The sequence below is a fragment of the Xanthomonas sp. NCPPB 1826 genome, assembly GCF_056725285.1.
Map to the genome: position 1 here is coordinate 210,168 of NZ_CM161521.1, position 22,978 is coordinate 233,145.

Consider the following 22,978-nt stretch of genomic DNA (forward strand, 5'->3'; position numbering starts at 1 on the left):
GGAGCGCTTGGTCGCTGACCATGCGGCCGGCCCGACAACCTCGCCCGTTGACGCGACGGCATCACCGGGCAGTGCATCCTGATCGCCCGCCACCTTCACCCACACCCGATGACGGCTGTCGCCTTACGCATTGGCCTGATCTCCGACACGCACGGCGTGCTGCGGCCCGAGGCGGTGGCTGCGTTGCAGGGCTGTGCGGCAATCATCCATGCCGGCGATGTGGGCAAGCCGGAGATCCTCACCGCGCTGCAGGCGCTGGCACCGCTGCATGCGATCGCCGGCAATATCGATAACAAGCCCTGGGCAGCGCAGCTTCCACAAACGCTGGATCTGCTGATCGCAGGCGTGCGCATCCATGTGTTGCACGATCTGAAAACGCTGGCAGCGGATGTTGCTGCCGATGTGATCATCAGCGGGCATTCGCACAAGCCGTCGATACACACGCACGACGGTGTGCTGTACATCAATCCGGGCAGCGCCGGCCCGCGTCGCTTCAGCTTGCCGATCAGTGTGGGCACGCTGTGGCTGGGCGATGGTCCGCCGCGTGCGCAGCTGCAATTGCTGGAAATACGCTGATAGAAGTTGGATCCGTGCAACAAAGACTTGTGCAGGGATCTGGAGCGGCCAGCAAAAGACTGCGCGGGCGTCAGACGGGCACGGTCGCTGCCCGGAATCGGCATATGCCATGCGTGCACTGCGCTTCTAAGCGCGCCGTCCGCACCCACCTGAAGACCGCTACGTTTTGTTGGCCGCTTTTAGACAATGCCGTGCGATGAAATGCATCGACCCCGCACACCGCCCACTTTCGCATGCCCTGAGCATGCAGCGCATGCGATGACCGCCAGCAGCGACCGCCGACAACCTGTGCTGACGTGCCTGCTTGTCCAAACCCGCACGTGAGTCGTTCGTTGCCTGCATGTGTAGGCCTGTGGTCCCTGCGCTGACCTTGTCTGCACGCAGGCGGGACCATCCTTGTGCATCGAGTCGCTGCAAGGATGTCCCCCCCATGAATACCCGTCGCCAGTTCCTTTCCGCCGCTGCTGCCGGCACAGCCGCATTGGCTGCCGCCCCGTTGTTGGCACAGACCTCCGCACCGGGCAGCGTGATGCCCACGCGCGGCAAGGCCGCCGCATTGGCGTTGCCGACCAATCCCGCAAGCAAGGGCGCACGCTATCGGCCCTCGAGTCGACTGGGCTTTGGTGGCGTGGCGATCGGCAATGGCTTTGCGCCGACCAGCGATGCGCAAAGCGAAGCGGCCCTGGCTGCGGCGTGGGAATCGGGCGTGCGGTACTTCGATACCTCGCCGTGGTACGGCCTGGGCCTGTCCGAGCGCCGTACCGGTCACCATCTGCACAATCACGCTGCAGACGACTATGTGCTATCGACCAAGGTCGGGCGCCTGCTCACCGCCACCGACAAACCGCCGAAGACGATGTGGCAGCAGCCGTCGCCCTTCGATTATCGCTACGACTACAGCGCCTCCGGTGTGCGTCGCTCGATCGAGGACAGCCTGCAGCGCCTGGGCGTGTCGCAGATCGATATCGCCTACATCCACGATCTGTCGCCGGAGAACGAGAAAGACCTGGGCATGCCGTGGGAACAGCGCTTTGCCGAAGCGGTGAAAGGCGCGATGCCCGAGCTGACCAAGATGCGCAAGGAGGGCCTGATCAAGGCCTGGGGCTTTGGCATCAATCGCCCCGAGCCGGCCCTGCGTGCGATCGAGGAGGCCGACCCGGATATCTTCCTGCTGGCCTGCCAGTACTCGTTGCTGGACCACGCGCAGGCGCTGCACGACACCTTTCCGAAGATCGCAAAGCACGGCGCGTCGGTAGTGGTCGGTGCGCCGCTGCTGGCGGGCTATCTGGCCGGGCGCGAGCGTTATCTTTACGACGGCACCGTGCCGGAATGGGCGCCGGCCAAGCGCCAGAAAGCACTCGCCATCTGCGAGCGCCACGGCGTGGATCTGCGTACGGTCTCGCTGCAGTTTGCCGCCGCACCGAAGGTGGTGTCCGCGGTGATTCCGGGTGCGCGCACGGCCGAGCAGGCGCATGCGAATGCGGCCTCGATGCGCGTGGCGATTCCGGCATCGGTATGGGAAGAGCTCAAGCGCGAGCAGGTGATCGAAGCGGATGCACCGGTGCCTGTGCTGGGCTGAGGCTCACACGTGGAGAGGATGCATCGCAAACGCCTGCGCTTGCGATGCACCACGTCACGCAGCAGGCATTACCTCACCCATCACGGAATCAACAGCGGCCGCAACGCAGGCACTTGCCTGGCCAGTTCGTCGGCGACAATCGCCGCGAACAGGTCGGCGCCGTCCGCACCCAGATGGGTGTAATCGAATGCCAGCTTGGCCTGGCCCATCGGCTCGGCGCTGGCGTTGTCCTGTGCACGCGCAGCGGCAACAGCGGGCGTGGCTGGCGTCGATATGGTTTGCGCCGGTGTCTTGCCGATGGTGGTGCCCGATTGCGCGGCTAGCACCTGCTCCGGATCGGCCGGCCGCTGCGCCAGGCGCATTGCCAGCACCGGGCCCATGCCTTGCACCAGGGCGCGGCTGCGCGCGTGCAGGTCAATCAACGGCACCTGCAATTCCTGCGCGAGAGTGCGCGTGGCCTCGGCCCAAGGCGCCAGATCGTCCAGCAACTGACCGCGCGCGAACTGCCGCCGAGTCAACGGCGTGACCAGCACCGGAATCGCACCGGCAGCACGCGCTTCGTCTACATAGCGGCGCAGGTTGGCGGGGAACTCGGTCGCCAGGTCGGTGGAACGCCCCGGCTTGCCCGGTTGATCGTTGTGACCGAACTGGATCAGCACATACACCTGGCGATACCCGCCGCTGCGTAGCTCGTGCAGCGCGATGTCCCACGAACCTTCGGCACGGTAGTTGGACGTGCTGCGGCCGCCGCGCGCCAGATTGAGGCAGCTCAGAAATGAGGTCACATGCTGCGCGCAAAAGCTCGGTCCCCAGCCGCCCTGCACGGCGGTAGTGGAGTCGCCGACCAGCACGATCTTGCTGGCGGCAAGCGCGGGCGCAGCGGCGGTGGAGGCCGATGCCTTGGATGCGCGCGGCGAACCGACCTGCGCGGCAGCGGCCGCATCGGCAAACATCAGGCAGGCAGCGGCCAGCGCTGTCAGCAGCATCGGTGCAACAAAAGAGTACTTACGCATGCATCACCTCGAAAACGACTGAACCACGGCTGCGCGCTCGCCGGAATAGGGGGCGGCCAGCGCTGCGGAATTGGCGTGTCCTGCGCAGACCTGCCGGTCTGGAACGTTCGTACCCGTGTGGCGACCGAACACCACGTGCTGATCGCCCCGCCGGAACGAAAGCACTTAGAACGTACCGCGCTGGATGAAGGGCGCCTGCTGGTAGAGCCGCCGTTCGCCACCGCGCGGGTCGTTGTCCATCCGGCTCGGCACATCGAACAGCAACGTGTCGCGGTGCTGCAGCGAGTACTGGCGCCAGCGTGGCAGGCCGCGATGATTCGGGTCGCCACTGCGTGCGAAGGCGAGCAGCGCCTCGCTCATCTGCTCGGCCATGCGCTGCGCAGCGGCGCCGTCGCCGGTGCGCGAGCCGGGCTGCGCAATGGTGTCGAAGACCAGCGGGATGTCCAGCGTGTGGAAGGCGCCGAACTTGCCGCCGTCCAACGGCGAGCCCCAGTCCAGCTGATACATCCAGGTCGGTGCGCCCTGGCGTGCACGCGCCTCGGCCTCCTCGACCGCGCCGCGCCACGAGCGGCCCGCCGTGGTCGCGGCAAAGAACACGTCCGAGGGCGAGTAGTGCGGATACAGCCGGCGATATTCGGCAATCACCACCTGCGGCAGCAGGTCGACGTACTGCTGGCTTTCCAGCCTGGCCGGCAGCTCGTCCCAGCTCAACGCAAAGTTCTTCGCGTCGTTGCCGAGAAACGCGCGCGTCTCGTCGCGGGTATTGCCGATCACCAGCGGAATCCTGGCCGATTGCAGTGGCGCGGTCGGCCAGAACGGATGCACCGGCACATTGCGTGCATCCAGCACCGGGCCGAAGTACAGCGCGCTGTTTTCCACCCGCGAGGGGTCGCGCAGTTGCGCGGCAGCCAGCAGCTGCGCAACCGGCAGCGTGCGGATGCGCGCAAGCTCGCCGGGCGCGAGTTTCAAGGCATCCAGCAGCAACTGCGCACGCTGCGTGGCCGCACGCGGGCCGGCCACGGTGACCTGCTGCCCGCTCATGGTCCAGGCACGGTGGAACAGGCCACGCGCGGCCGGCATCGCCATCAGGGTGGCGATCTTGGCGCCGCCACCGGACTGGCCGAACACGGTGACATTGCCGGCATCGCCGCCGAATTCGCCCGCGTGCTGGCGCACCCATTGCAGTGCCTGGATCAGGTCCAGCTGCCCGACATTGCCGGAGTCGGCAAAGCCGGCACCGCCCAGCTGCGCCAGCGACAGGTAGCCGAACAGGTTGAGCCGGTGATTGACGGTGATCACCACCACATCGCCGCGTTTGCACAGGCGCACGCCGTCGTACAACGGGTCGCTGCCGGAGCCGGTGGTGTAGCCGCCGCCGTGGATATAGAACAGGATCGGGCGCTTGCCGCCATCGCGCAGGCCCGGCGTCCATAAGTTGAGGAACAGGCAATCCTCGCTGGTGGGCTCGCTGGCCTTGAGCTGCGGCGCGGCTGCCGCGTAGGCGCTGGCATCGCGCACGTCCTGCCATGGATTTTCCGGCACGGCTGCCTGGAAGCGCCGCGCGGCGGTATCGCCGCCGTACGGGATGCCCTTGAACACGCAGATGCCCTGGTCGCGATGACCGCGCAAAGCGCCGCCACGCACGCGTGCCAGCGGCGCGCTGGCCTCGCGCGGCGGCGGCGGGACGGCGGTGCCAGCAAAGCCGGGGAGCGCTGCGGCGGCAGTGGCGAGCAGGCCGCCACGCAGCAGCGTGCGTCGGCGCGCGTCGGGAGTGGACGGCGCTGTCATCGCGCCACGTCCTGCGCCGGTCCCGATGCAGCTGCCGGCGGCTGCGCCTTGGTGACATGCGCGATCCAGGCTTGTGCCAGCTGCGGCCAGGCGGCCACGGTCAGGCCGCTGCCGCTGGCGGTGCCGAAGCCATGGCCGCCCTGCGGGAAGACGTGCAGCTCGCTCGGCACGCCGGCGCGCAGCAGCGCGTCGTGCATCAGCAGGCTGTTGCGCACCGACACCACGGTGTCGTCCTGCGCATGCAGCAGAAAGCTGGGCGGGGTGCGTGCATCCACATGCATTTGCGGCGAATACGCGCGCACCTGCGCATCGGCTGGACTGCTGCCGAGCAGGCGCTCGCGCGAGCCGGGGTGCGCGTTGGCGCTGTCCATGTCGATGACCGGGTAGATCAGCAGCGCAAAATCCGGTCGCGCGTTCAGTGCATCGGCCGCATCCACCTTGGGGTAGACCTGCGCGGCGTAGCGGGTGGCCAGGCTGGCGGCGACATGGCCGCCGGCCGAGAAACCCATCACCCCGACCCGCTGTGTGTCGATGCCGTAGCGGGCGGCGTTGGCGCGGATCAGCCGCAGCGCGCGCTGTGCATCGGCCAGCGGCACGTCGGCGCCGTTCGGGTGGCCTTCGCCGGGCAAGCGGTAGCGCAGCACGAACAGGGTGATGCCGGCCTGGTCGACGAAGCTGGGCACCAGTGCGCTGCCCTCGTTGTCGAGCACGATGCGCTGGTAGCCGCCGCCGGGGGTGACCAGCAGGGCGGTGCCGTTCGGCCGCTTGGGCCGGTAGACCACCAGATACGGCGTGCTGATCTGCTGGATGTAGCGATCGGGCAGGGCCGGGTCGCTGCTGCGTTGGACGATGCGCTGTGGCTGAGGCAGCGGCTTGTCCCCCGGTGCCATCCCCTTGGGCCATAGCAGGATCCGGCTGGCCTGCTCGGCTGCGGTATCGGCGCCGGGCACCTCGGCCGCCAGCACTGGTCCGGCCAGCAGCGCTCCCACCATCACCACCACCGTCATGCACTGGCGCATGAGGCTCGAAAACGCGGCAAACACACGCGTCGGGCTTGTCTGTTCCATCCACCCCTCCCAGGGTTGCTTCGTTGCTGCGGCCAGTTTTGCCGCACTGCACATTGCCAATGACACCGGTTTACCATATACAGCACACCGTGCCACTGTCGATTGGCAGTGCAACAAAAACACCTATCAGGGAGACACCCTTGAGCAACGACGCCGCCACCCCACCATCCTCCACATCCTCGCTGTCGCAGATCGCCCAGCGCTTTGTGGAGGCACGCCGTGCAGGGGCATCGCTGCCGGACTTTCCAGGGCAGATCCCCGACGATCTGCTCACCGCCTACCAGGTGCAGGATATCGCCATCAGCCAGTGGGACGACCAGGTGGTCGGCTGGAAGGTGGGCTACATCGCTGCCGAGCGCCGCGATGCATCAGGCGACGAGCGCCTGCTGGGCCCGATCTTCTCGCACAAGCTCTGGAATGCTACCGGTGGAACAACCGAATTCCCGATCTACGAAGGCGGCTTCGGTGCGGTGGAGGCCGAGTACGTGCTGCGCCTGGACGCGGACGCGCCGGCCGAGCAGACCCACTTCACTCCTGACCAGGCGGCGCAGCTGCCGGCCACACTGTTCATCGGCGTGGAAATCGCCAGCAGCCCGTTGGCCACGATCAACAAGCTGGGCCCGCGTGTGGTGATCTCCGACTTCGGCAACAACAATGGCCTGATCCTGGGCCCGGAAGTCACCGATTGGCTGGCGCGCGACGAATCTGCGCTGACCGCCGAAACCCTGATCGACGACCAGCTGGTCGGCACCGGCGGGGCCACCACGTTACCGGGCGGCTTGCGCGCCGCCTACGCATTTGCGCTCAGTCGTTCGGCCCGGCGCGGGCGTCCGCTCAAGCGCGGTGATCTCATCGCCACGGGCAATGCCACCGGTATCCATGACATCGAAGTGGGACAGCATGCCCTGATTCGCTTCGCCGGCATCGGCGACATTTCCTGTACGGCTGTGTCCGCCAAGTAACGCCGGACCCAGTGACCAGACGCTTGGGAGGGCGCCAATGATCACACGCAGACATTTCCTCGGTGCCGGGCTCGGTGCCGCCGCGGCCGGCCCCTGGCTGGGCGCGGGTGCCACCACGCCGATCCCCGGCGGGCAGCTGCTGACCGCCACCGACGTGCATGTCGGCGACTACCCCACCGTGGAGGCGGTGCGGTGGTTCGGCAAGCAGCTGGAGCAACGCAGCAACGGCCGGCTCAAGCTGCGCCAGTACCACTCCGGCCAGCTGGGCCGCGAGTCCGAGGCGATCGACATGGCGCGCTTTGGCGCCATCGACATCACCCGGGTGTATTCGGGCGCGTTGAACAACACCTTTCCGCTGACCCAGGCGCTGTGCCTGCCGTACGTGTTCGACTCGGTGCCGCATCTGCGCCGCGCCATCGACGGCCATGTCGGCGACAGCGTGCTGCGCAGCTTCGAGCAGCGCGACCTGGTGGGACTGGCGATCTACGATTCCGGTGCGCGTTGCTTCTACAACACCAAGCACCCGCTGCACCGCCCGGAAGATCTCAAGGGCCTGAAACTGCGCGTGGCCTCGTCGGACATCTTCCTCAAGCTGATGCGCATGCTGGGTGCCAATCCCACCCCGATGTCGCTGGGCGAGACGTTCTCGGCGATGGAAACGCACATGATCGACGGTGCCGAAAACAACATGCGCAGCTTCCAGTCCAGCCGGCATTTCGAAGCCGCGCATTACTGGTCGCAGAGCGAGCATTCCTATGCGCCGGACATCCTGGTGATGTCGCGGCAAAGTTTCGAATCGCTGCGCCCGGACGATCGCGCCCTGGTGGTGGAACTGGCACGCGCCTCGGTACCGGTAATGCGCAATCTGTGGGATGCCTCGGAGACCGTGGCGCGCAAGCAGGTGATCGATTACGGCGTCAAGCTCAATCAGGTCGACATGCCGGCGTTCCGCGCCGCCGCCGCGCCGCTGCTGGCCGAATACCGCAAGCAGCCGGAGATCGAAGCGCTGTACCGCCGCATCCGCGATTTTGCATAGAGGTGACCCGATGACCGAACCCGAGACCGTCGCCGTCCCGGTCGCGCCGTTGCAGCGCGCGCTGGACCGCGTTTCCGATACCGCCGTTGGCGTGGCATCCATCGCGCTGCTGGGCCTGGTGGTCGTGCAGGGCTGGCAGGTGTTCACCCGCTACGTGCTCAACGACTCGCCCAGCTGGACCGAGCCGGTGACGCTGCTGTTGCTCAGCACCGCCCTGAGCCTGGGCGCGGCCGCCGGCGTGCATACCAACCGCCACTTCGGCTTCTACCTGCTGGGCGAACACGTGCCGCCGCTGGTGCGCAGGGTGTTCGACCTGATCCGCCCGTTGATGATCATGTCCATCGGTGCGGTGCTGGCGTGGTGGAGCGCGGCGCTGCTGCTCGATGGCCTGGATATCAAGATGGCCGGCGCGCAGATGCCGCAGAGCATCAACTACCTGCCGCTGTCGATCGGCGGTGCGCTCATGGTGATCTTTGCCTTGTACAAGCTGTGGCGTGTGCTGCGCCCGATCCAGGCCGGAGGAGTGCGCTGATGGGCATTGCGATGTTGTTGGGAACCTTCGTGGTGCTGCTGCTGATCGGCGTGCCGGTGGCGTATGCACTGGGCGCGGCCGCTCTGGCCACGCTGCTGTATCTGGACCTGCCCACGGTGGTGCTGGTGCAGCAGATTTCCGCCGGCAGCGGCTCGGCCTCGTTGATCGCCATCCCGCTGTTTATCTTCGCTGGCGAGCTGATGCTGCGCGGCGGTATCTCCGAACGCCTGATCGCGTTGGCCTCCTCGCTGGTGGGGCGCGTGCGTGGCGGCCTGGGCCAGGTCAGCGTGCTGTCATCGCTGTTCTTCGGCGGCGTGTCCGGTTCGGCGATCGCCGACGTCTCGGCGGTCGGTGGCACCATGATCCCGCAGATGATCAAGCGTGGTTACGACCGCGACTATGCGGTCAACGTGAGCATGACCGCCGCGCTGGTGGCGTTGCTGGTGCCGCCCTCGCATAACCTGATCCTGTTCTCTGCCGCGGCCGGTGGCGGGCTGTCGATCGCCGATCTGTTCGCGGCCGGTATCTTCCCGGCGCTGCTGATGACCGCGGCGATGATGGTCACCGGTTATGCGGTGGCGCGCCATCGCGGCTACGGCACCGAGCCGTTCCCCGGCTGGCGCGCAGTGGCGCTGCGCCTGATCGGCGCGTTGCCGGGCCTGGGCCTGGTGGCGTTGATCTTCATCGGTATCCGTGCCGGCATCTTCACCGCGGTGGAGAGCGCGGCGATCGCGGTGGTGTACGCCTTGATCGTCACCGCGCTGCTGTATCGGCAGCTGCGGTGGGCCGAGTTCTTCGCCGCGGTGACGCACGCGGCGCGCACCACCGGCGTGATCCTGTTCGTGATCGCCACTGCGGCGGTGTTCGGCTGGTTGCTGGCCTACCTGCAGGTGCCGGCGGCGGCGGTGAAGTTCCTGCAGGCCATTGCCGACAGCAAGAACACGGTGCTGCTGATGATCGTGGTGATGCTGTTGCTGCTGGGCATGTTCATGGACCTGGCGCCGAAGATCCTGATCTGCACGCCGATCTTCCTGCCGGTGGTCAAGGCCTACGGCATCGACCCGATCCACTTCGGTCTGGTGATGGTGCTGGCCGGCGGCATCGGCCTGATCACCCCGCCGATCGGCTCGGTGCTGTTCATCGGTACCTCGATCGGGCAGATCACCATCGCCCAGAGCATGCGCACCATCTGGCCGTTCTGGCTGGCGGCCCTGGGTGTGCTGCTGATCGTGGCGTTCTTCCCCGAACTGTCGCTGTGGCTGCCACGCGCGCTGCGCGCGTAAGTGCCCGCGATCCCGACTGCGTCCGTCAGGTGGGCGTGGTCGATGCGTGGCAGCGGCCTGCACGGCGCGTGCGATGCGATGTCCGCACGCCGCGGCTCGCCCGACAAACGCCTGCCGACGTTACCGGCGCGCTGCCCGGCGTCGCCGCTGGCAGGTAGTTCCGCCTTCATCCAGGCGGCCGACGCTCCAGGCGCTGGCCGCCGTATCGCCCCGCCGTGCGGGGACTAGGAGCAAGCATGCGTGTGCGTATCGCTTCAAACCGTTTGCGTTGGCTGCTGGCCGGCGGCCTGCTGCTGTGTGCCGGGCTCGCTGCCGCGGCCGACTGGAAGCGCGGCCTCGAACACCAGCGCATCGCCGACCAGGGCAATGGAACCTTCCTCAACCCGGTGCTGGCTGGCGATCACCCCGACCCGTCGGTGCTCAAGGACGGGCAGGACTACTACCTCACGCTGTCCTCGTTCGATGCTTACCCGGGCCTGCCGATCTGGCATTCGCGCGATCTGGTCAACTGGCAGCCGCTGGGCCATGCCATCACCCAGAACGTCGGCGCGATCTGGGCGCCGGACCTGATCAAGTACGGCAAGCGCTACTACATCTACTTCCCGGCGCGCCGTGGCGACCAGGGCGAGCGCAGCAACTTCGTGGTCTGGGCCGACAACATCAAGGGCCCGTGGAGCGCGCCGATCGACATCGGCCTGGGCAAGTACATCGACCCCGGCCATGCGGTGGGCGAGGACGGCAAGCGCTATCTGTTCCTGAGCGGCGGCGATTACGTGCAGCTGTCCGACGACGGGCTCAAGGTGGTCGGCACGCCCAAGCATGTCTATGACGGCTGGAAATACCCGGAAAGCTGGGACGTGGAAGGCTACGCGCAGGAAGGCCCCAAGATCACCCGCCACAACGGCTGGTACTACATGACCACCGCCGTCGGCGGCACCGCCGGCCCGCCGACCGGGCACATGGTCATCACCGCGCGTTCGCGCTCGATCCACGGCCCCTGGCAGAACGCGCCCAACAACCCGATCACCCGCACCAAAAGCGCCGACGAGCCGTGGTGGTCGCGCGGCCACGCCACGCTGGTGGAAGGCACCGACCAGCGCTGGTGGATGCTCTACCACGGCTACGAACACGGCTACCGGACCCTGGGCCGGCAGGCCTTGCTGGACCCGATCGAGTGGACCCCGGACGGCTGGTTCGTCGCCAAGGGCGGCGACCTGGGCACGCCGCTGAAAAAGCCCAGCGGGCAGGCCTTGCCGCATGGGCTGGCGCTGTCGGACGACTTCCGCGCCAGCACGCTGGGCCCGCAGTGGGCGTTCTTCAACCCCGCCGCCGACGAGGCCAAGCGCCTGCAGGTCGGCGATGGCGTGTTGCGCCTGCAGGGCAAGGGCAGCGCCCCGCGCAACGCCTCGCCGCTGACGGTGATCGCCACCGACCAGGCCTACCAGTTCGAGGTGCAGATGACCGTGGCACCGGGCGGGCAGGGCGGGGCGCTGCTGTTCTACAGCGACAAGCTCTATGCCGGCGTGGGCAGCAATGGCGAGAACTTCGTCATGCACCGCTACGGCGAGGAGCGCCCCGGCACGCTGGCCCCCAGTGCGACCGGTGGCACCCTGTGGCTGCGGGTCACCAACAACCGCCACATCGTCACCATCCACAGCAGCACCGACGGCACCACCTGGACCAAGTACCCGGTGCAGATGGAAGTGTCCGGCTACCACCACAACGTGGCCGGCAAGTTCCTGGCACTGAAACCGGCGCTGTATGCCGCCGGGCAGGGCCAGGTGGAGTTCCGCAACTTCCGCTACCGCGCCCTGGACTGACCGTTCTGCATCGCCGGGCATGCCGCCGCGCTGCCGGCTGCGGCGTGTCCTGCACGGCGGGTCCGGGGTGGCGGCAGGCTTCGCTCAGGTCTGCCGGCCGTCTGGCCGGTAGAATCCAATCAACTTCACTGGTTGACCGCTATGCCCGCCCGCAAGATGCCTGAAGAGGGAATGCCCGGCCTGCCGAAGGGCAAGGTAGCCACGATCAACGACATCGCGCGGATGTCGGGCGTGTCCAAGAAGACCGTGTCGCGGATCATCAACAACTCGCCGCTGGTGCGGCAGGACACCCGCGAAAAGGTCGAGGCGCTGATGCGCGAGGTCGGCTACGCGCCCGACCCGCTCGCACGGGGGCTGGCGTTCCGGCGCTCGTTCCTGATCGGCATGGTCTACGACAACCCCACCGCGCAGTACATCGTGGACATGCAGTACGGCGCGCTGGACGCGCTGCGCGGCTCCAGCTTCGAGCTGGTGGTGCACCCCTGCGACAGCCGCAGCCCCGGCTACATCGAAGGCGTGCGCCGCTTCGCCCAGGCGCAGAAGCTGCACGGCGTGATCCTGGTGCCGCGCGCCTCCGAGGACCAGGCGCTGGCCGACATGCTGGCCGAGATCGGCTGCCGCTACACCCGCATCGCCTCGGTGGCGCTGGACACCACCTCGCAGACGGTGATCACCCACGACCGCGACGGCGCCGCCGAGGCTGCCGACTACCTGCTCTCGCTCGGCCACCGCGACATCGCCCTGGTCACCGGCCCCAGTGCCTACCGTTCCTCGATCGAGCGCACCTCCGGCTTTGCCGACGCGCTGACCCGGCGCGGCATCGAACTGCCGCCCGAGCGCATCGTCGAAGCCGGCTACACCTTCGAATCGGGCGTGGCCGCGGCCGAAAAGCTGCTGCTGGGCAAGAAGCGCCCCACCGCCATCTTCACCGGTAACGACGAAATGGCCGCCGGTATCTACAAGGTCGCGCTGCGCGCCGGCATCAGCATCCCGCGCCAGCTGTCGGTGATCGGCTACGACGACAGCTCGCTGGCCTCGCGCCTGTGGCCGCCGCTGACCTCGGTGCGCCGCCACACCCGCGACACCGGCCGCACCGCCGCGGCGATGCTGATCCAGCCCGACAACGCCCCGCAACTGCCCACCGCCAGCGTGCGCCCGCACCTGATCGTGCGCGACTCCTGCCAACCGCCGGAAGATTGAGCGCGTCAAGCCCCTCCCACTAGGGAGCGCGCGCAGCCTCGTACCCCCATCCGGCGCTACGCGCCCCTTCTCCCGACGGGAGAAGGGCGAGGCCGGCGCACCGCCATGCGGCTATCGTGCACTGCGCAATGACACCGGTTAACCAGAGCCGGTAGAATGGCCTGGTGCAAGCCAATCCCCCCGCGCTTGGCACCGGAGATCGCGCATGTCCCTGTACTGCAAGACCCACTACGCCACCCATCCCGACGCCATCAAGGGCGCCAGCAACGACGACCTGCGCGAGCTCTATCTGCTCGATGGCCTGTTCGTCGACGATGCGGTCACGCTCAAATACACCCACTACGAGCGCTTCGTGCTCGGTGGCGCAGCACCGCTCGGCACCACGCTGGAACTGCCCAGGCAGACCGAACCGGCGTCTGCCGCCGGCCATCCGTTCCTGGAGCGCCGCGAGCTGGGCATCCTCAATGTCGGCGCCGGCACCGGCAGCGTGACCGTGGACGGCACCGTCTACACGCTCGGGCCGAAGGACGGCCTGTACGTGGCGATGGGCAGCACCGATGTCAGCTTCGCCTCGGACGATGCCGCCAACCCGGCCAGGTTCTATCTGGCCTCGACACCGGCGCATGCGCGTTTCGAGACCAAGCAACTGTCGATCAAGGATGCCGTGGCGCTGGAGCGCGGCGCGCTGGAAACCAGCAACGAGCGCACCATCTACCAGTACATCGTGCCGACCACCTGCCAGTCCTCGCAGCTGTTGCTGGGCCTGACCGTGCTCAAGCCGGGCAGCGTCTGGAACACCATGCCGCCGCATCTGCACGACCGCCGCAGCGAGGTGTATTTCTACTTCGATCTCGGCGCCAACGACCGCGTCTATCACTTCATGGGCGAGCCGGACGCGCAGCGCCACATCGTGATCCAGAACAACGAAGCGGTGGTGTCGCCGCCGTGGTCCATCCACATGGGCGCCGGCACCAGCAATTACGCCTTCATCTGGGCGATGGGCGGCGAAAACCTGGATTACACCGACATGCACGTGCTGGACATCTGCCAGCTCAAGTAAGGCCATGCGTGCCGGCCAGCACCGCACTCACCGCGTCGATGCGCTAGCGCCATCGACGCGCCAGTTCCACCCCATGCCAGCGGCCGCGCATCGCGCGGACGCACGCACTCATCCAACGTGGCACACCCAGCAGGAGCGATAAGGTAATGAGCAATCCGTTCAGTCTCGAAGGCAAGGTCGCACTGGTCACCGGTGCCAACACTGGCTTGGGCCAGGGCATCGCGCTGGCACTGGCGCAGGCCGGCGCCGACATCGCCGCCGCCGGCATCCAGGCGCCGACCGAGACCGAGGAACTGGTCAAGGGACTGGGCCGCCGCTTCGTCGCCATCCAGGCCAACCTGATCAGCGTCGAACCGGTCGAGCGCATCCTCAAGGAAACGCTGGACGGCCTGGGTCGCCTGGACATCCTGGTCAACAACGCTGGCCTGATCCGCCGCACCGACGCGGTGGATTTCAGCGAGCAGGATTGGGACGACGTGATGAACGTCAATCTGAAATCGGCCTTCTTCATGGCGCAGGCCGCCGGCCGCCATTTCATCGCCCAGGGCAGCGGCAAGATCATCAACATCGCCTCGATGCTGTCGTTCCAGGGCGGCATCCGCGTGCCGTCCTACACCGCCAGCAAGTCCGGCATCGCCGGCATCACCCGCCTGCTGGCCAACGAATGGGCCAGCAAGGGCGTGACCACCAATGCCATCGCGCCCGGCTACATGGCCACCGACAACACCGCCCAGCTGCGTGCCGACCAGGACCGCAACAAGGCCATCCTGGACCGCATCCCGGCCGCGCGCTGGGGCGTGCCGGCCGACCTCGGCGGCACCGCGGTGTTCCTGGCCAGCAGCGCCTCGGATTACGTCAACGGCGCCATCATCCCGGTCGACGGCGGCTGGCTGGCACGCTGAGTCAAACGCGCTTTCCTGCGGGCATTGCGTCACTCCTTCTCCCTCCGGGAGAAGGTGCCCGAAGGGCGGATGAGGGTCGGGGTGCACGTACACGACCAGACGCGTACCGCAGCTCTGACAAGTTCTTCAGAACCTGATCGCTCACCGACAAGGCACCTGAAAGTGAAGCAAGACCGCATCCAGGCGCGCACACCCAATCCAATCGCACAGTCGACACAACTTCCCCAACCAATCGGAGCATCCCCATGAAAATCGCACTCATGAATGAGTTCAGTCAGGCCGGCAAGAACCCGGTGATCCTGCAGCAGCTCAACGACGTTGCCGGCGAGCAGGGCCACAGCGTCTTCAACGTCGGCATGGACGGCGACAACGACCACCGCCTGACCTACATCCACCTGGGCATCGTCGCCAGCCTGCTGCTGAACTCCAAGGCCGTGGACTTCGTCGTCGCCGGCTGCGGCACCGGCCAGGGCGCGATGATGTCGCTCAACGCGCATCCGGGCGTGTTCTGCGGCTACTGCATCGAGCCGACCGACGCCTACCTGTTCGCCCAGGTCAACAACGGCAACGCGCTGTCGCTGGCGTTCGCCAAGGGCTACGGTTGGGGCGCGGAAATCAACGTGCGCTACATCTTCGAAAAGGCCTTCAGTGGCGAGCGCGGCATGGGCTACCCGGCCGAGCGTCGCGAATCGCAGGCCGCCAATGCCGGCATCCTGACCCAGGTCAAGCAGGCCACCGCCAAGTCCTACCTCGACGGCCTGCGCGCCATCGACCCGGAGCTGATCAAGCAGGCCGTGGGCGGCGAGCGTTTCCAGCAGTGCTTCTTCGATAACGCGCAGGACGCCGAGATCCGCAACTTCGTCGCCGGCGTGCTGGGCAAGCCCGAAGCCACTGCAGCAGCTGCGTAATTAGCCACTGCGTTTTAGCCCCTCTCCCGCCGGGAGAGGGGTTGGGGTGAGGGTAAGGCGGAAGACAGCTGCCCTGAACGGGGAGGCTTGAAAGGCTTGGGACGACAGTACAGCCGTCCAACATTTACTGTGCCGCCGCACCCTCATCCGCCCTTCGGGCACCTTCTCCCGATGGGAGAAGGAACAGCGTCGCGCACTCAGCATTTTTACCGGAGCCCACCATGCGTCTGCTGCTGTTCGCATTGCTGCTGCTCTGCGCAAATAACGCCCGTGCCGATCCACACCGCATCTTCATCGCCGGCGATTCCACCGCTGCCGAATACGGTGCCGAGCGTGCGCCGCAGGCCGGCTGGGGTCAGATGCTGCAGGAGTGGTTCGACCCGGCGCAATGGCAGGTGCGCAACCACGCCAAGGGCGGCCGCAGCACCCGCAGTTTCATCGCCGAAGGGCGCCTGGATGCCATCGCCAAGGACCTCCGTGCCGGCGACGTGCTGTTGATCCAGTTCGGCCACAACGACGCCAAACACGAAGATCCAACCCGCTACACCGACCCGCAGGGCGACTATCAGCAGTTCCTGCGCCGCTATATCGCCACCGCGCGCGACAAGGGCGCCACGCCGATCCTGATCACGCCCGCCGCCCGTCTGCTCTACGACTTCGGCGCGCTGCTCGACACCCACGGCCGCTACACCCTGGCCATGCAGCAACTCGCCGCGCAGGAACACGTGGGCCTGATCGATCTCAACGCCAGTTCCAGCGACTGGATCCGTGCCCTTGGCGAACAGGCGGCCAGACCGTACTTCCTGTTCGTTCCCGAACAAGGCAAAGCCGACGGCACCCACTTCAGCCGCGCCGGCGCCACCGCCGTGGCGTGCCTGGTCGTGCATGGCTGGGTGCAGCTGCAACCCGCTCTCACGCCACAGTTGCGCCGCGATGCCGATTGCGGCGCCGCTCCCGACACCGCCATCCAACGCGCGGCGCAGGCGCATCCCTCGCTGGTGGTGCACGAACGCGATCTCGCCCGCGCGCAACCCGGCCCGCATGGCGGCGCCGGGCCGACCACGGCGTATCCGTTCTTCGCCGACGCACCGCAGTTGCCGTTCGTGCTGCGCAAGCGCGTGCTGCACAAGGGCGCCGGCATCGGCCTGCATCTGCACGACAAGGACGAGATCTATTACATCGTCAGCGGGCGCGGGCTGTACGCGCTGGACGGCAAGCAGTACCAGGTCACTGCCGGCGATGCGCTGCTGACGCGCCCGGGCAGCACCCACGCCTTGCAGCAGACCGGCGAGGAACCACTGGTGCTGCTATTGGCCTATCTCGCCAAGCCGGCAGGCTGAGCCGTCGCCCCGGTGCATCGCACCTGCCGGCACCATAACTGCGCCGCCCCCACCGCTGTACTACGGTGTCATTCGGTCCAGGCCGGCAGCCATCGCTGCGTATTGCGCAGCATGACCTTCGGCATGCTGGCAGGCGGCCTCGACCGGCGGCATGATCGGCCATCCCCAACCGCCCGACGCGCATGAAAACTCCCTGGTCGCTGCTGTGTGTACTTCTCGCGCTGGCCACTGGCGCAGTGGCCAGCCCGGCGCCGGCAGAGTCCGCTCCGGTTGCGCTGGACCTGGAGCTGGCACCGCACGCAGTCGAGGGCGAAGTGAGCACGGTGGAGGTGCGTCTGCGCCTGGCGATGCTCCGCGTTGCGCGCGGCGGCATCGTGGCGCAGCTGCCGATGCAGGTGGAAAACGTGGACACCGCTGCCGAGCACATCGCCGCGATCGAAGCCACCGATGCGCAGGGGACGGTGCAGCTTGCCGGGCGTGCGGCCACGGCGCAGGAAAGCGGTGACCAGGGCCCGCTGCGCGTCTGGATCGCGCCACGTGCGCTCAGCGGCCCGCTCAGCCTGCACTACCGTGTCCCGGCCAATGCGACCCGGCCGCCGCGCGGCCCGGCACCGCCAATTTCGTTCCGCAACGATGACCATGCCTTTTCTGCGCTGTCGAGCATGTTTCTGGCGCTGCCGCCGGAAGAACAAAGCTACGCGCTGACCATTCGCTGGGATCTGTCACAGCTGCCCCACGGCGCCAAGGGGGTGAGCTCGTTTGGCCAAGGCACCGTGCAGGTCGCGCAGATCGACAACAACAGCTTGTCCGGCGTGTTCTTCATGGCCGGGGAGGTTGGACGCTGGCCGGCGGTGCCGCGTGCGGACGGGTTCTCGGTCGCCTGGCAGGGGCAGCCGCCCTTCGATGCGGCCGCGTTGTCCGCGTGGGTGGGCAAGCTGCACGACCAGTTCGAGCTGCTGTTTCCGCAGCCCGAGCCCGCGCCCTACACCATCTTCCTGCGCTACAACCCGGTCAACGCCGGCGGCGGAACTGCATTGAACCAGTCCTTCGTCACCACCTACGGCGAAGGGGACGGGGCCGATCTGGACCTGATCAAGATCACCTTGTCGCATGAGATGTTCCATACCTACCAGCCGCACCTGTCCCGGCACGGGGCCGAGTCCACGACCTGGTTCAGCGAAGGCTCGGCGGTGTTTTACGAGGCGCTGCTGCCGCTGCGATTCGGCTTGCTCACTCCGCAGCAATTCCTGGATACGCTCAACATGACCGCGGCGCGTTACTACACCAATGCGCTGGAAAATCTGCCGAACGCACGCATCGATGAGGGATTCTGGAAGGACACCCGCATCCGCACGCTCGCCTACGACCGCGGCATGTTGTATCTGGCCACGGTGAACGATGCGCTGCGCAAGCGATCGCAGGGCAGGCGTTCGCTGGATGACCTGTTGCGTGCGCTGCTGGAGATCGGGCAGCAGCGCGAGGCAACCCAGGCCGATTGGGAGGCCCTGCTGAAAGCAGAGCTGGGCGACACGGCGGTGCAGGACTTCCACGCCTTCCTGGCCGGAACTGCGCCGCTGCCGGCATCGGATGCGTTCGGGCCGTGCTTCCGCAGGACCAGCAAGCCATTGCGGCGCTATGTGCTGGGATTCGAGCCGGCGGTGCTGGCCGAACCCAGGCGCATCGTGCGCGGCCTGATGGCGGAGTCTGCGGCTGCGCAGGCAGGAGTACGCAATGGCGACGAGATCGTGCGGCCGGTGCCGCAGGACGGCATCCAGGGCAATCAGACCCAGCACCTGAAGCTGCGCCTGCGCCGCGACGGCAAGGAATTCGACGTGGACTATCTGCCACGCGGCGAGCAGGTGGACACCTGGCAATGGGAGCGCGTGGCGGATGTGGACGATGCGCAATGCCGGCTGTGAGTCTGCGCGGCATCGCTTGCAAGCACCTGACCAACGCCGCGCAACGCACGCGTTGCAGCGTCGGCACCGACGCACTGCGGTGACAGTGCGTCAGAGATGTCATCAGAGGCTGCAGGTTGGCTGCATTGCAGGGCAGGCGGGGAGCCAGTAAGCCGCGTAATTGATCGCGCACGCAGCCGCGTTCCCTGGCGCGCTCAGGCCTCGGATACGGCCGGCACCAGCAAACCACTGCGCTGCGTAGCAACGTATCAATGCCGCGCATCAGCCTGGCTGGTGCACGTAACCGGGCAGGCGGCATGGGTTCGCTTTCGCGTGCAGCGTGGGCGGCGCGCGAGCGAGCAGCCTCATGCAGGTGCCTGCTCTGCGATCGGTTTGCGACTGTGAAAACGGTATACAGTGGACCGACACTCTCGCAGGCCCGCGCATAGGCATGGATCATCCTGCACTAGCCGCAGCCGTAGCGATTCTCGAACGACAGGTCGCTGCGGGTGCTGAAGCATCGACGATCGCGTCCACCGTCGTGGCGATGTTGCAGCAAATCGAAAATGCGCTGACTCCCATCCTTGGACCGCGCGGTGTCGCGGCGCTGTTCAAGCGTGCGCTGTTTCTGACCAAGGACGAGTTTCCGTGGTTGGACGAGGCCTTCGTTGCGGTCGAGGCGTCCGATGACCGCAATGCGGTCGAGACCGTCGGCGTGGTGCTGCGTCAACAGCGTACGGAGACGGCCGCCGCTGGCGGCGCTGCCTTCGTGCACACCTTCCATGCGGTGCTGGTCAGCATGATCGGCCCAACCTTGACCGAGCGCTTGTTGCGTTCGGTCTGGGTCACTTTTTCCAGCGGATTTTCCGCGCAGGACATTCCATGAGCAGCAAAGTCGCCATCCACTGCCTGCAGACCGGCGTACCCGGGCTCGACGAGGTGCTGGGTGGAGGATTGCCCGAGTTTTCGTTCAATCTCATCGCCGGCCCGCCCGGATGTGGCAAGACCACGCTGGCGCATCAGCTGATGTTCGCACTGGCAACGCCGGAGCGTCCCGCACTGTATTTCACCGTGCTGGGTGAGCCGCCGTTGAAGATGCTGCGCTACCAGCAGCAGTTCGACTTCTTCGACGCCGAGGCGATCAACAGCGCGATCCATTTCATCAATCTGTCCGAAGAAACCCTGGCCGGCGATCTGGACCAGGTGCTGCTGCGCATCGTGGCCGAGGTGCAGGCGCATCGGCCGGCGATGGTGTTCGTGGATTCGTTCCGTTCGGTGGTGCTGGCCAGCAATGCCGACGGCAACGTGCACAACAACCTGCAGCGTTTCGTGCAGCAGCTGGGCATGCTGATGACCAGCTGGCAATCCACCACCTTCCTGATCGGCGAGTACTTCGTGGAGACCGATGCCAACCCGGTATTCACGGTCGCCGACGGGCTGATCTGGCTGCGCCAGAGCGTGCAGCGCAATTCGATGGTGCGCAAGCTGGAGGTCATGAAGATGCGCGGCAGGCCGTCCCTGCCGGGCTTGCACAGTTTCCGCATCGACAGCGCAGGCCTGCGCGTGTTCGCCCCCATCCCCAGCGTGGGCGGCCGCCAGGACGCGTTGCCGGCGCACGTGGCACCGCGTCTGGGCATGGGAATCGACGGGCTCGATGCCATGCTCGGCGGCGGATTGCCGCAGGGCTATTCGCTGCTGGTGGCCGGGCCGTCCGGGTCGGGCAAGAGCCTGCTGGCAGCGGCCTTCCTGATCGAAGGCGTGCGCAACGGCGAAACCGGGGTGCTGGCGCGCTTCGAGCAGCATGGCCCGCGTTCGCGCATCCCGGCGCTGTCGGCGCTGATCGCCGGTGGTCAGGTCGGGGTGGTGGACAGCCGCGCGCCAGACCTGTCGATCGACGAGATCCTGGCGCTGCTGCTGCAGGAAATCGCGCGACTCGGCGCCTCGCGCGTGGTGATCGATTCGCTGTCCGCATTCGAGCTGGCGCTGGCGCCCACCTTCCGCGAAGACTTCCGCGAATCGCTGTCGCGCCTGGTGGTGGCCCTGGCCGGCACCGGCGTGACCGTGGTGATGACCTCCGAGCTGGAGGACCGCTACACCGATCTGCGCTTCAGCCCCTACGGCACCGCGTTCATGACCGACGCCATCATCGTGCAGCGCTACGTCGAAGTGGACAGCCGGCTGCGGCGCATCCTGGCGGTGGTCAAGGTGCGGGCCAGCGCGCATTCGGACGAGCTGCGCGAGTTCCATATCGACCAGGCCGGTCTGCATCTCGGTGCGCCGTTGCTGCAGCAGGAAGGCCTGCTCAGCGGCAGGTCCACCCGCAAGCCGGCTGCCGCCGACGGCGGATGAGCATGGAGCAGCCGCCCCGCAACGCCGATACGGACCTCGCCAGGCGCGAGCTATCGGAGCTGCGGCGCCAGACGCGCAGCGTCCGGCTGCAACTGCGGCATCTGCATCAGGACCTGGCGAGTCTGAAGAGCCAGTTGCCGCCTGCGCTGCATACCGACCTGCAGGCCGCCAACGAACAGCTGGTGCTGTCCTCGTTGCTGGCGCACAGCAAGCTGGACGACCACGCGCACGCATTGCGCGAAGCGGCGCGCAACGCCAACCGCGATCCGTTGACGCAATTGCCGAACCGCGCGCTGCTGTTCGAGCGGCTGGAACAGTCCATCGTCGCCGCGCAGCACCAGAGCACGCGGATTGCCTTGCTGTTTGTGGACTTGAATGATTTCAAGCGCATCAACGATCTGTTCGGGCACAGCACCGGCGATGAATTCCTGCGCCTGGCCGCGCAGCGGCTCACCGCGGCGGCGGCGCCCTCGGGCATCGTGGCGCGCTATGGCGGCGACGAATTCGTGGTGTTGCTGGACGGCGTCGACAGCCACGATGCGGCCGCCACCATCACCCGCCAGCTGGTGCAAAGCCTGGATACGCCCTGCCTGGTCGGAAAGCACGAGCTGCACCTGGGCGCGAGTATCGGCATCAGCGTGTACCCGGACGATGGCGAGACCGGGATGACGCTGCTGCAGCATGCCGACGATGCGATGTACTGCGCCAAGCGCAACGTCGCGGCGCGTTTCATGTTCTACCGCGATTGCATCGCCCTGGACCTGGCGCATGCCGCTCCGGCGCCGGCCGCTGCCGATCCGCGACCGCTGCCGGAGGATCCGCACGATGCGCTGCGTCAGGCCAACAGCGCCCTGATCCTGGCTGCGTTGAGCGCCCAGCAGTTGCATGCGGCAGCCGAGCAAGGGGTGCAACGACAGAACGAGATGCTGGCCTTTGTCGCGCATGAATTGCGCAATCCGTTGACCCCGATCCTGGTCGCCAGTTCGATGCTCAACAGCCTGCCCGGCGCGGAGTTGCCGCGGATGCGGCACATCATCGAGCACGAGGTGCAGCACATGACGCGCCTGATCGGCGACCTGCTCGATCTGTCGCGCGTGCGCACCGGCAAGCTGCGCATCCTCAAGCAATCCATCGACCTGCATGCGGTTATCGAAGAAGCCGCGGCGGCGTGTCTGCCGCTGATCACAGCACGCCAGCAATCGTTCGCGCTGCGTTTGCCGCCGCAGCCGACCCTGCTGCGCGGCGACGGTGTGCGCCTGTCGCAAGTGCTGCGCAACCTGCTGGACAACGCCTCCAAATACACTCCCGAAGGCGGCCGCATCGGCCTGCAGCTGAGCCTGCACGGACGCCGCGCGATCATCGTGGTCAGCGACAACGGCATCGGTTTCGGCGACGACGCGCTACAGCGCATCTTCGAGCCGTTCATGCAGGACAACCACGCGATCGGATTCAACGGTGCGGGGCTGGGGATCGGCCTGGCAGTGGTGCGGCAGATTGTCGAGGTGCACGGCGGCAGCGTCGTCGCCAGCAGTGACGGCATCGGCAAGGGCTGCACCTTCACGCTATCCCTGCCATTGGGCCGGCGTCCGCGTAGCCCACGGGTGCCGCGCAGCCAGTGAGCCTGCCCAGGGACGCGGCGGCGCGCGCAAGCTGACGGCGACCAAA

General features: G+C 67.0%; 19 protein-coding genes and 1 other RNA gene. 17 read left to right on the forward strand and 3 right to left on the reverse strand.

Going from position 1 to position 22,978, the window contains the following annotated elements; translation table 11 throughout:
* Window positions 1-108 precede the first annotated feature (108 nt).
* From AC1PLA_RS00865 to AC1PLA_RS00875, 3 genes are all read left to right on the forward strand, one after another.
* Entirely contained in the window at window positions 109-576 is a 468-nt protein-coding gene (locus tag AC1PLA_RS00865) for a metallophosphoesterase family protein (RefSeq protein WP_166769391.1), read from the forward strand.
* 102 nt (window positions 577-678) lie between these two features.
* Window positions 679-751, forward strand: a non-coding RNA gene (locus AC1PLA_RS00870) — sX9 sRNA.
* Window positions 752-1,006: 255 nt separating this feature from the next.
* Entirely contained in the window at window positions 1,007-2,155 is a 1,149-nt protein-coding gene (locus tag AC1PLA_RS00875; protein ID WP_481105379.1) for an aldo/keto reductase, read from the forward strand.
* 80 nt (window positions 2,156-2,235) lie between these two features.
* On the opposite strand, the gene AC1PLA_RS00880 is transcribed toward AC1PLA_RS00875, so the two are convergent.
* The 3 genes from AC1PLA_RS00880 to AC1PLA_RS00890 form a co-directional block, all read right to left on the reverse strand.
* On the reverse strand, window positions 2,236-3,168 hold the full coding sequence (locus AC1PLA_RS00880) for a rhamnogalacturonan acetylesterase (RefSeq protein ID WP_481105380.1): 933 nt from the start codon (window positions 3,166-3,168) through the stop codon (window positions 2,236-2,238).
* 165 nt (window positions 3,169-3,333) lie between these two features.
* Window positions 3,334-4,956: a carboxylesterase/lipase family protein gene (locus AC1PLA_RS00885; protein WP_481105381.1), complete on the reverse strand. Its 1,623-nt coding sequence runs from the start codon at window positions 4,954-4,956 to the stop codon at window positions 3,334-3,336.
* Complete coding sequence (locus AC1PLA_RS00890) at window positions 4,953-6,023, reverse strand: alpha/beta hydrolase (RefSeq protein WP_481105382.1); 1,071 nt, start codon at window positions 6,021-6,023, stop codon at window positions 4,953-4,955. The genes AC1PLA_RS00885 and AC1PLA_RS00890 overlap by 4 nt, the downstream gene beginning before the upstream one ends.
* A gap of 140 nt (window positions 6,024-6,163) precedes the next feature.
* Here AC1PLA_RS00890 and AC1PLA_RS00895 point away from each other — a divergent pair, with 140 nt between their 5' ends.
* The 14 genes from AC1PLA_RS00895 to AC1PLA_RS00960 all read left to right on the forward strand — a co-directional run bounded on the left by AC1PLA_RS00895 (window position 6,164) and on the right by AC1PLA_RS00960 (window position 22,932).
* Window positions 6,164-6,985 (forward strand): 2-keto-4-pentenoate hydratase, encoded by an 822-nt coding sequence (locus AC1PLA_RS00895; RefSeq protein WP_039514172.1) that lies wholly within the window; start codon window positions 6,164-6,166, stop codon window positions 6,983-6,985.
* Window positions 6,986-7,022: 37 nt separating this feature from the next.
* A complete protein-coding gene (locus AC1PLA_RS00900) occupies window positions 7,023-8,021 on the forward strand; it encodes a TRAP transporter substrate-binding protein (RefSeq protein ID WP_024939517.1) in 999 nt (332 codons plus the stop codon).
* Between the two features lie 10 nt (window positions 8,022-8,031).
* Entirely contained in the window at window positions 8,032-8,553 is a 522-nt protein-coding gene (locus AC1PLA_RS00905; protein ID WP_016901233.1) for a TRAP transporter small permease, read from the forward strand.
* Window positions 8,553-9,836, forward strand: coding sequence for a TRAP transporter large permease (locus tag AC1PLA_RS00910; protein ID WP_016901232.1), 1,284 nt, complete (start codon window positions 8,553-8,555; stop codon window positions 9,834-9,836). Before AC1PLA_RS00905 ends, AC1PLA_RS00910 begins: the two co-directional genes overlap by 1 nt.
* 236 nt (window positions 9,837-10,072) lie before the next feature.
* Window positions 10,073-11,656, forward strand: coding sequence for a family 43 glycosylhydrolase (locus AC1PLA_RS00915; RefSeq protein ID WP_481105383.1), 1,584 nt, complete (start codon window positions 10,073-10,075; stop codon window positions 11,654-11,656).
* Window positions 11,657-11,797: 141 nt separating this feature from the next.
* Complete coding sequence (locus AC1PLA_RS00920; RefSeq protein WP_024939515.1) at window positions 11,798-12,856, forward strand: LacI family DNA-binding transcriptional regulator; 1,059 nt, start codon at window positions 11,798-11,800, stop codon at window positions 12,854-12,856.
* A 205-nt stretch (window positions 12,857-13,061) separates the two neighbouring features.
* Window positions 13,062-13,916, forward strand: a complete 855-nt coding sequence (gene kduI / locus AC1PLA_RS00925) for a 5-dehydro-4-deoxy-D-glucuronate isomerase (protein ID WP_016901229.1) — start codon at window positions 13,062-13,064, stop codon at window positions 13,914-13,916.
* A 146-nt stretch (window positions 13,917-14,062) separates the two neighbouring features.
* Entirely contained in the window at window positions 14,063-14,818 is a 756-nt protein-coding gene (gene kduD, locus AC1PLA_RS00930; protein WP_016901228.1) for a 2-dehydro-3-deoxy-D-gluconate 5-dehydrogenase KduD, read from the forward strand.
* A 245-nt stretch (window positions 14,819-15,063) separates the two neighbouring features.
* Window positions 15,064-15,726, forward strand: a complete 663-nt coding sequence (locus tag AC1PLA_RS00935; protein ID WP_039517782.1) for an RpiB/LacA/LacB family sugar-phosphate isomerase — start codon at window positions 15,064-15,066, stop codon at window positions 15,724-15,726.
* Window positions 15,727-15,947: 221 nt separating this feature from the next.
* The gene (locus AC1PLA_RS00940; RefSeq protein ID WP_349792963.1) at window positions 15,948-17,066 is read left to right on the forward strand and encodes a GDSL-type esterase/lipase family protein; all 1,119 of its coding nucleotides are present in this window, start codon (window positions 15,948-15,950) and stop codon (window positions 17,064-17,066) included.
* Between the two features lie 182 nt (window positions 17,067-17,248).
* Window positions 17,249-18,985 (forward strand): M61 family metallopeptidase, encoded by a 1,737-nt coding sequence (locus tag AC1PLA_RS00945; protein WP_481105384.1) that lies wholly within the window; start codon window positions 17,249-17,251, stop codon window positions 18,983-18,985.
* A gap of 430 nt (window positions 18,986-19,415) precedes the next feature.
* Window positions 19,416-19,850 carry a hypothetical protein gene (locus AC1PLA_RS00950; protein ID WP_102583692.1) on the forward strand — a complete coding sequence of 145 codons (435 nt, stop codon included), beginning with the start codon at window positions 19,416-19,418 and terminating at the stop codon, window positions 19,848-19,850.
* Window positions 19,847-21,313: an ATPase domain-containing protein gene (locus AC1PLA_RS00955; protein ID WP_047126406.1), complete on the forward strand. Its 1,467-nt coding sequence runs from the start codon at window positions 19,847-19,849 to the stop codon at window positions 21,311-21,313. The genes AC1PLA_RS00950 and AC1PLA_RS00955 overlap by 4 nt, the downstream gene beginning before the upstream one ends.
* 2 nt (window positions 21,314-21,315) lie before the next feature.
* Window positions 21,316-22,932 carry a diguanylate cyclase domain-containing protein gene (locus AC1PLA_RS00960; protein WP_481105385.1) on the forward strand — a complete coding sequence of 539 codons (1,617 nt, stop codon included), beginning with the start codon at window positions 21,316-21,318 and terminating at the stop codon, window positions 22,930-22,932.
* Window positions 22,933-22,978: the final 46 nt, after the last annotated feature.

Coding starts and splice junctions, on each gene's coding strand:
- AC1PLA_RS00865 (WP_166769391.1), top strand. CDS start 109: ATGACGGCTGTCGCCTTACGCATTGGCCTGATCTCCGACACGCACGGC.
- AC1PLA_RS00875 (WP_481105379.1), top strand. CDS start 1,007: ATGAATACCCGTCGCCAGTTCCTTTCCGCCGCTGCTGCCGGCACAGCC.
- AC1PLA_RS00880 (WP_481105380.1), bottom strand. CDS start 3,168: ATGCGTAAGTACTCTTTTGTTGCACCGATGCTGCTGACAGCGCTGGCC.
- AC1PLA_RS00885 (WP_481105381.1), bottom strand. CDS start 4,956: ATGACAGCGCCGTCCACTCCCGACGCGCGCCGACGCACGCTGCTGCGT.
- AC1PLA_RS00890 (WP_481105382.1), bottom strand. CDS start 6,023: ATGGAACAGACAAGCCCGACGCGTGTGTTTGCCGCGTTTTCGAGCCTC.
- AC1PLA_RS00900 (WP_024939517.1), top strand. CDS start 7,023: ATGATCACACGCAGACATTTCCTCGGTGCCGGGCTCGGTGCCGCCGCG.
- AC1PLA_RS00905 (WP_016901233.1), top strand. CDS start 8,032: ATGACCGAACCCGAGACCGTCGCCGTCCCGGTCGCGCCGTTGCAGCGC.
- AC1PLA_RS00910 (WP_016901232.1), top strand. CDS start 8,553: ATGGGCATTGCGATGTTGTTGGGAACCTTCGTGGTGCTGCTGCTGATC.
- AC1PLA_RS00915 (WP_481105383.1), top strand. CDS start 10,073: ATGCGTGTGCGTATCGCTTCAAACCGTTTGCGTTGGCTGCTGGCCGGC.
- AC1PLA_RS00920 (WP_024939515.1), top strand. CDS start 11,798: ATGCCCGCCCGCAAGATGCCTGAAGAGGGAATGCCCGGCCTGCCGAAG.
- kduI (WP_016901229.1), top strand. CDS start 13,062: ATGTCCCTGTACTGCAAGACCCACTACGCCACCCATCCCGACGCCATC.
- kduD (WP_016901228.1), top strand. CDS start 14,063: ATGAGCAATCCGTTCAGTCTCGAAGGCAAGGTCGCACTGGTCACCGGT.
- AC1PLA_RS00935 (WP_039517782.1), top strand. CDS start 15,064: ATGAAAATCGCACTCATGAATGAGTTCAGTCAGGCCGGCAAGAACCCG.
- AC1PLA_RS00940 (WP_349792963.1), top strand. CDS start 15,948: ATGCGTCTGCTGCTGTTCGCATTGCTGCTGCTCTGCGCAAATAACGCC.
- AC1PLA_RS00945 (WP_481105384.1), top strand. CDS start 17,249: ATGAAAACTCCCTGGTCGCTGCTGTGTGTACTTCTCGCGCTGGCCACT.
- AC1PLA_RS00950 (WP_102583692.1), top strand. CDS start 19,416: ATGGATCATCCTGCACTAGCCGCAGCCGTAGCGATTCTCGAACGACAG.
- AC1PLA_RS00955 (WP_047126406.1), top strand. CDS start 19,847: ATGAGCAGCAAAGTCGCCATCCACTGCCTGCAGACCGGCGTACCCGGG.
- AC1PLA_RS00960 (WP_481105385.1), top strand. CDS start 21,316: ATGGAGCAGCCGCCCCGCAACGCCGATACGGACCTCGCCAGGCGCGAG.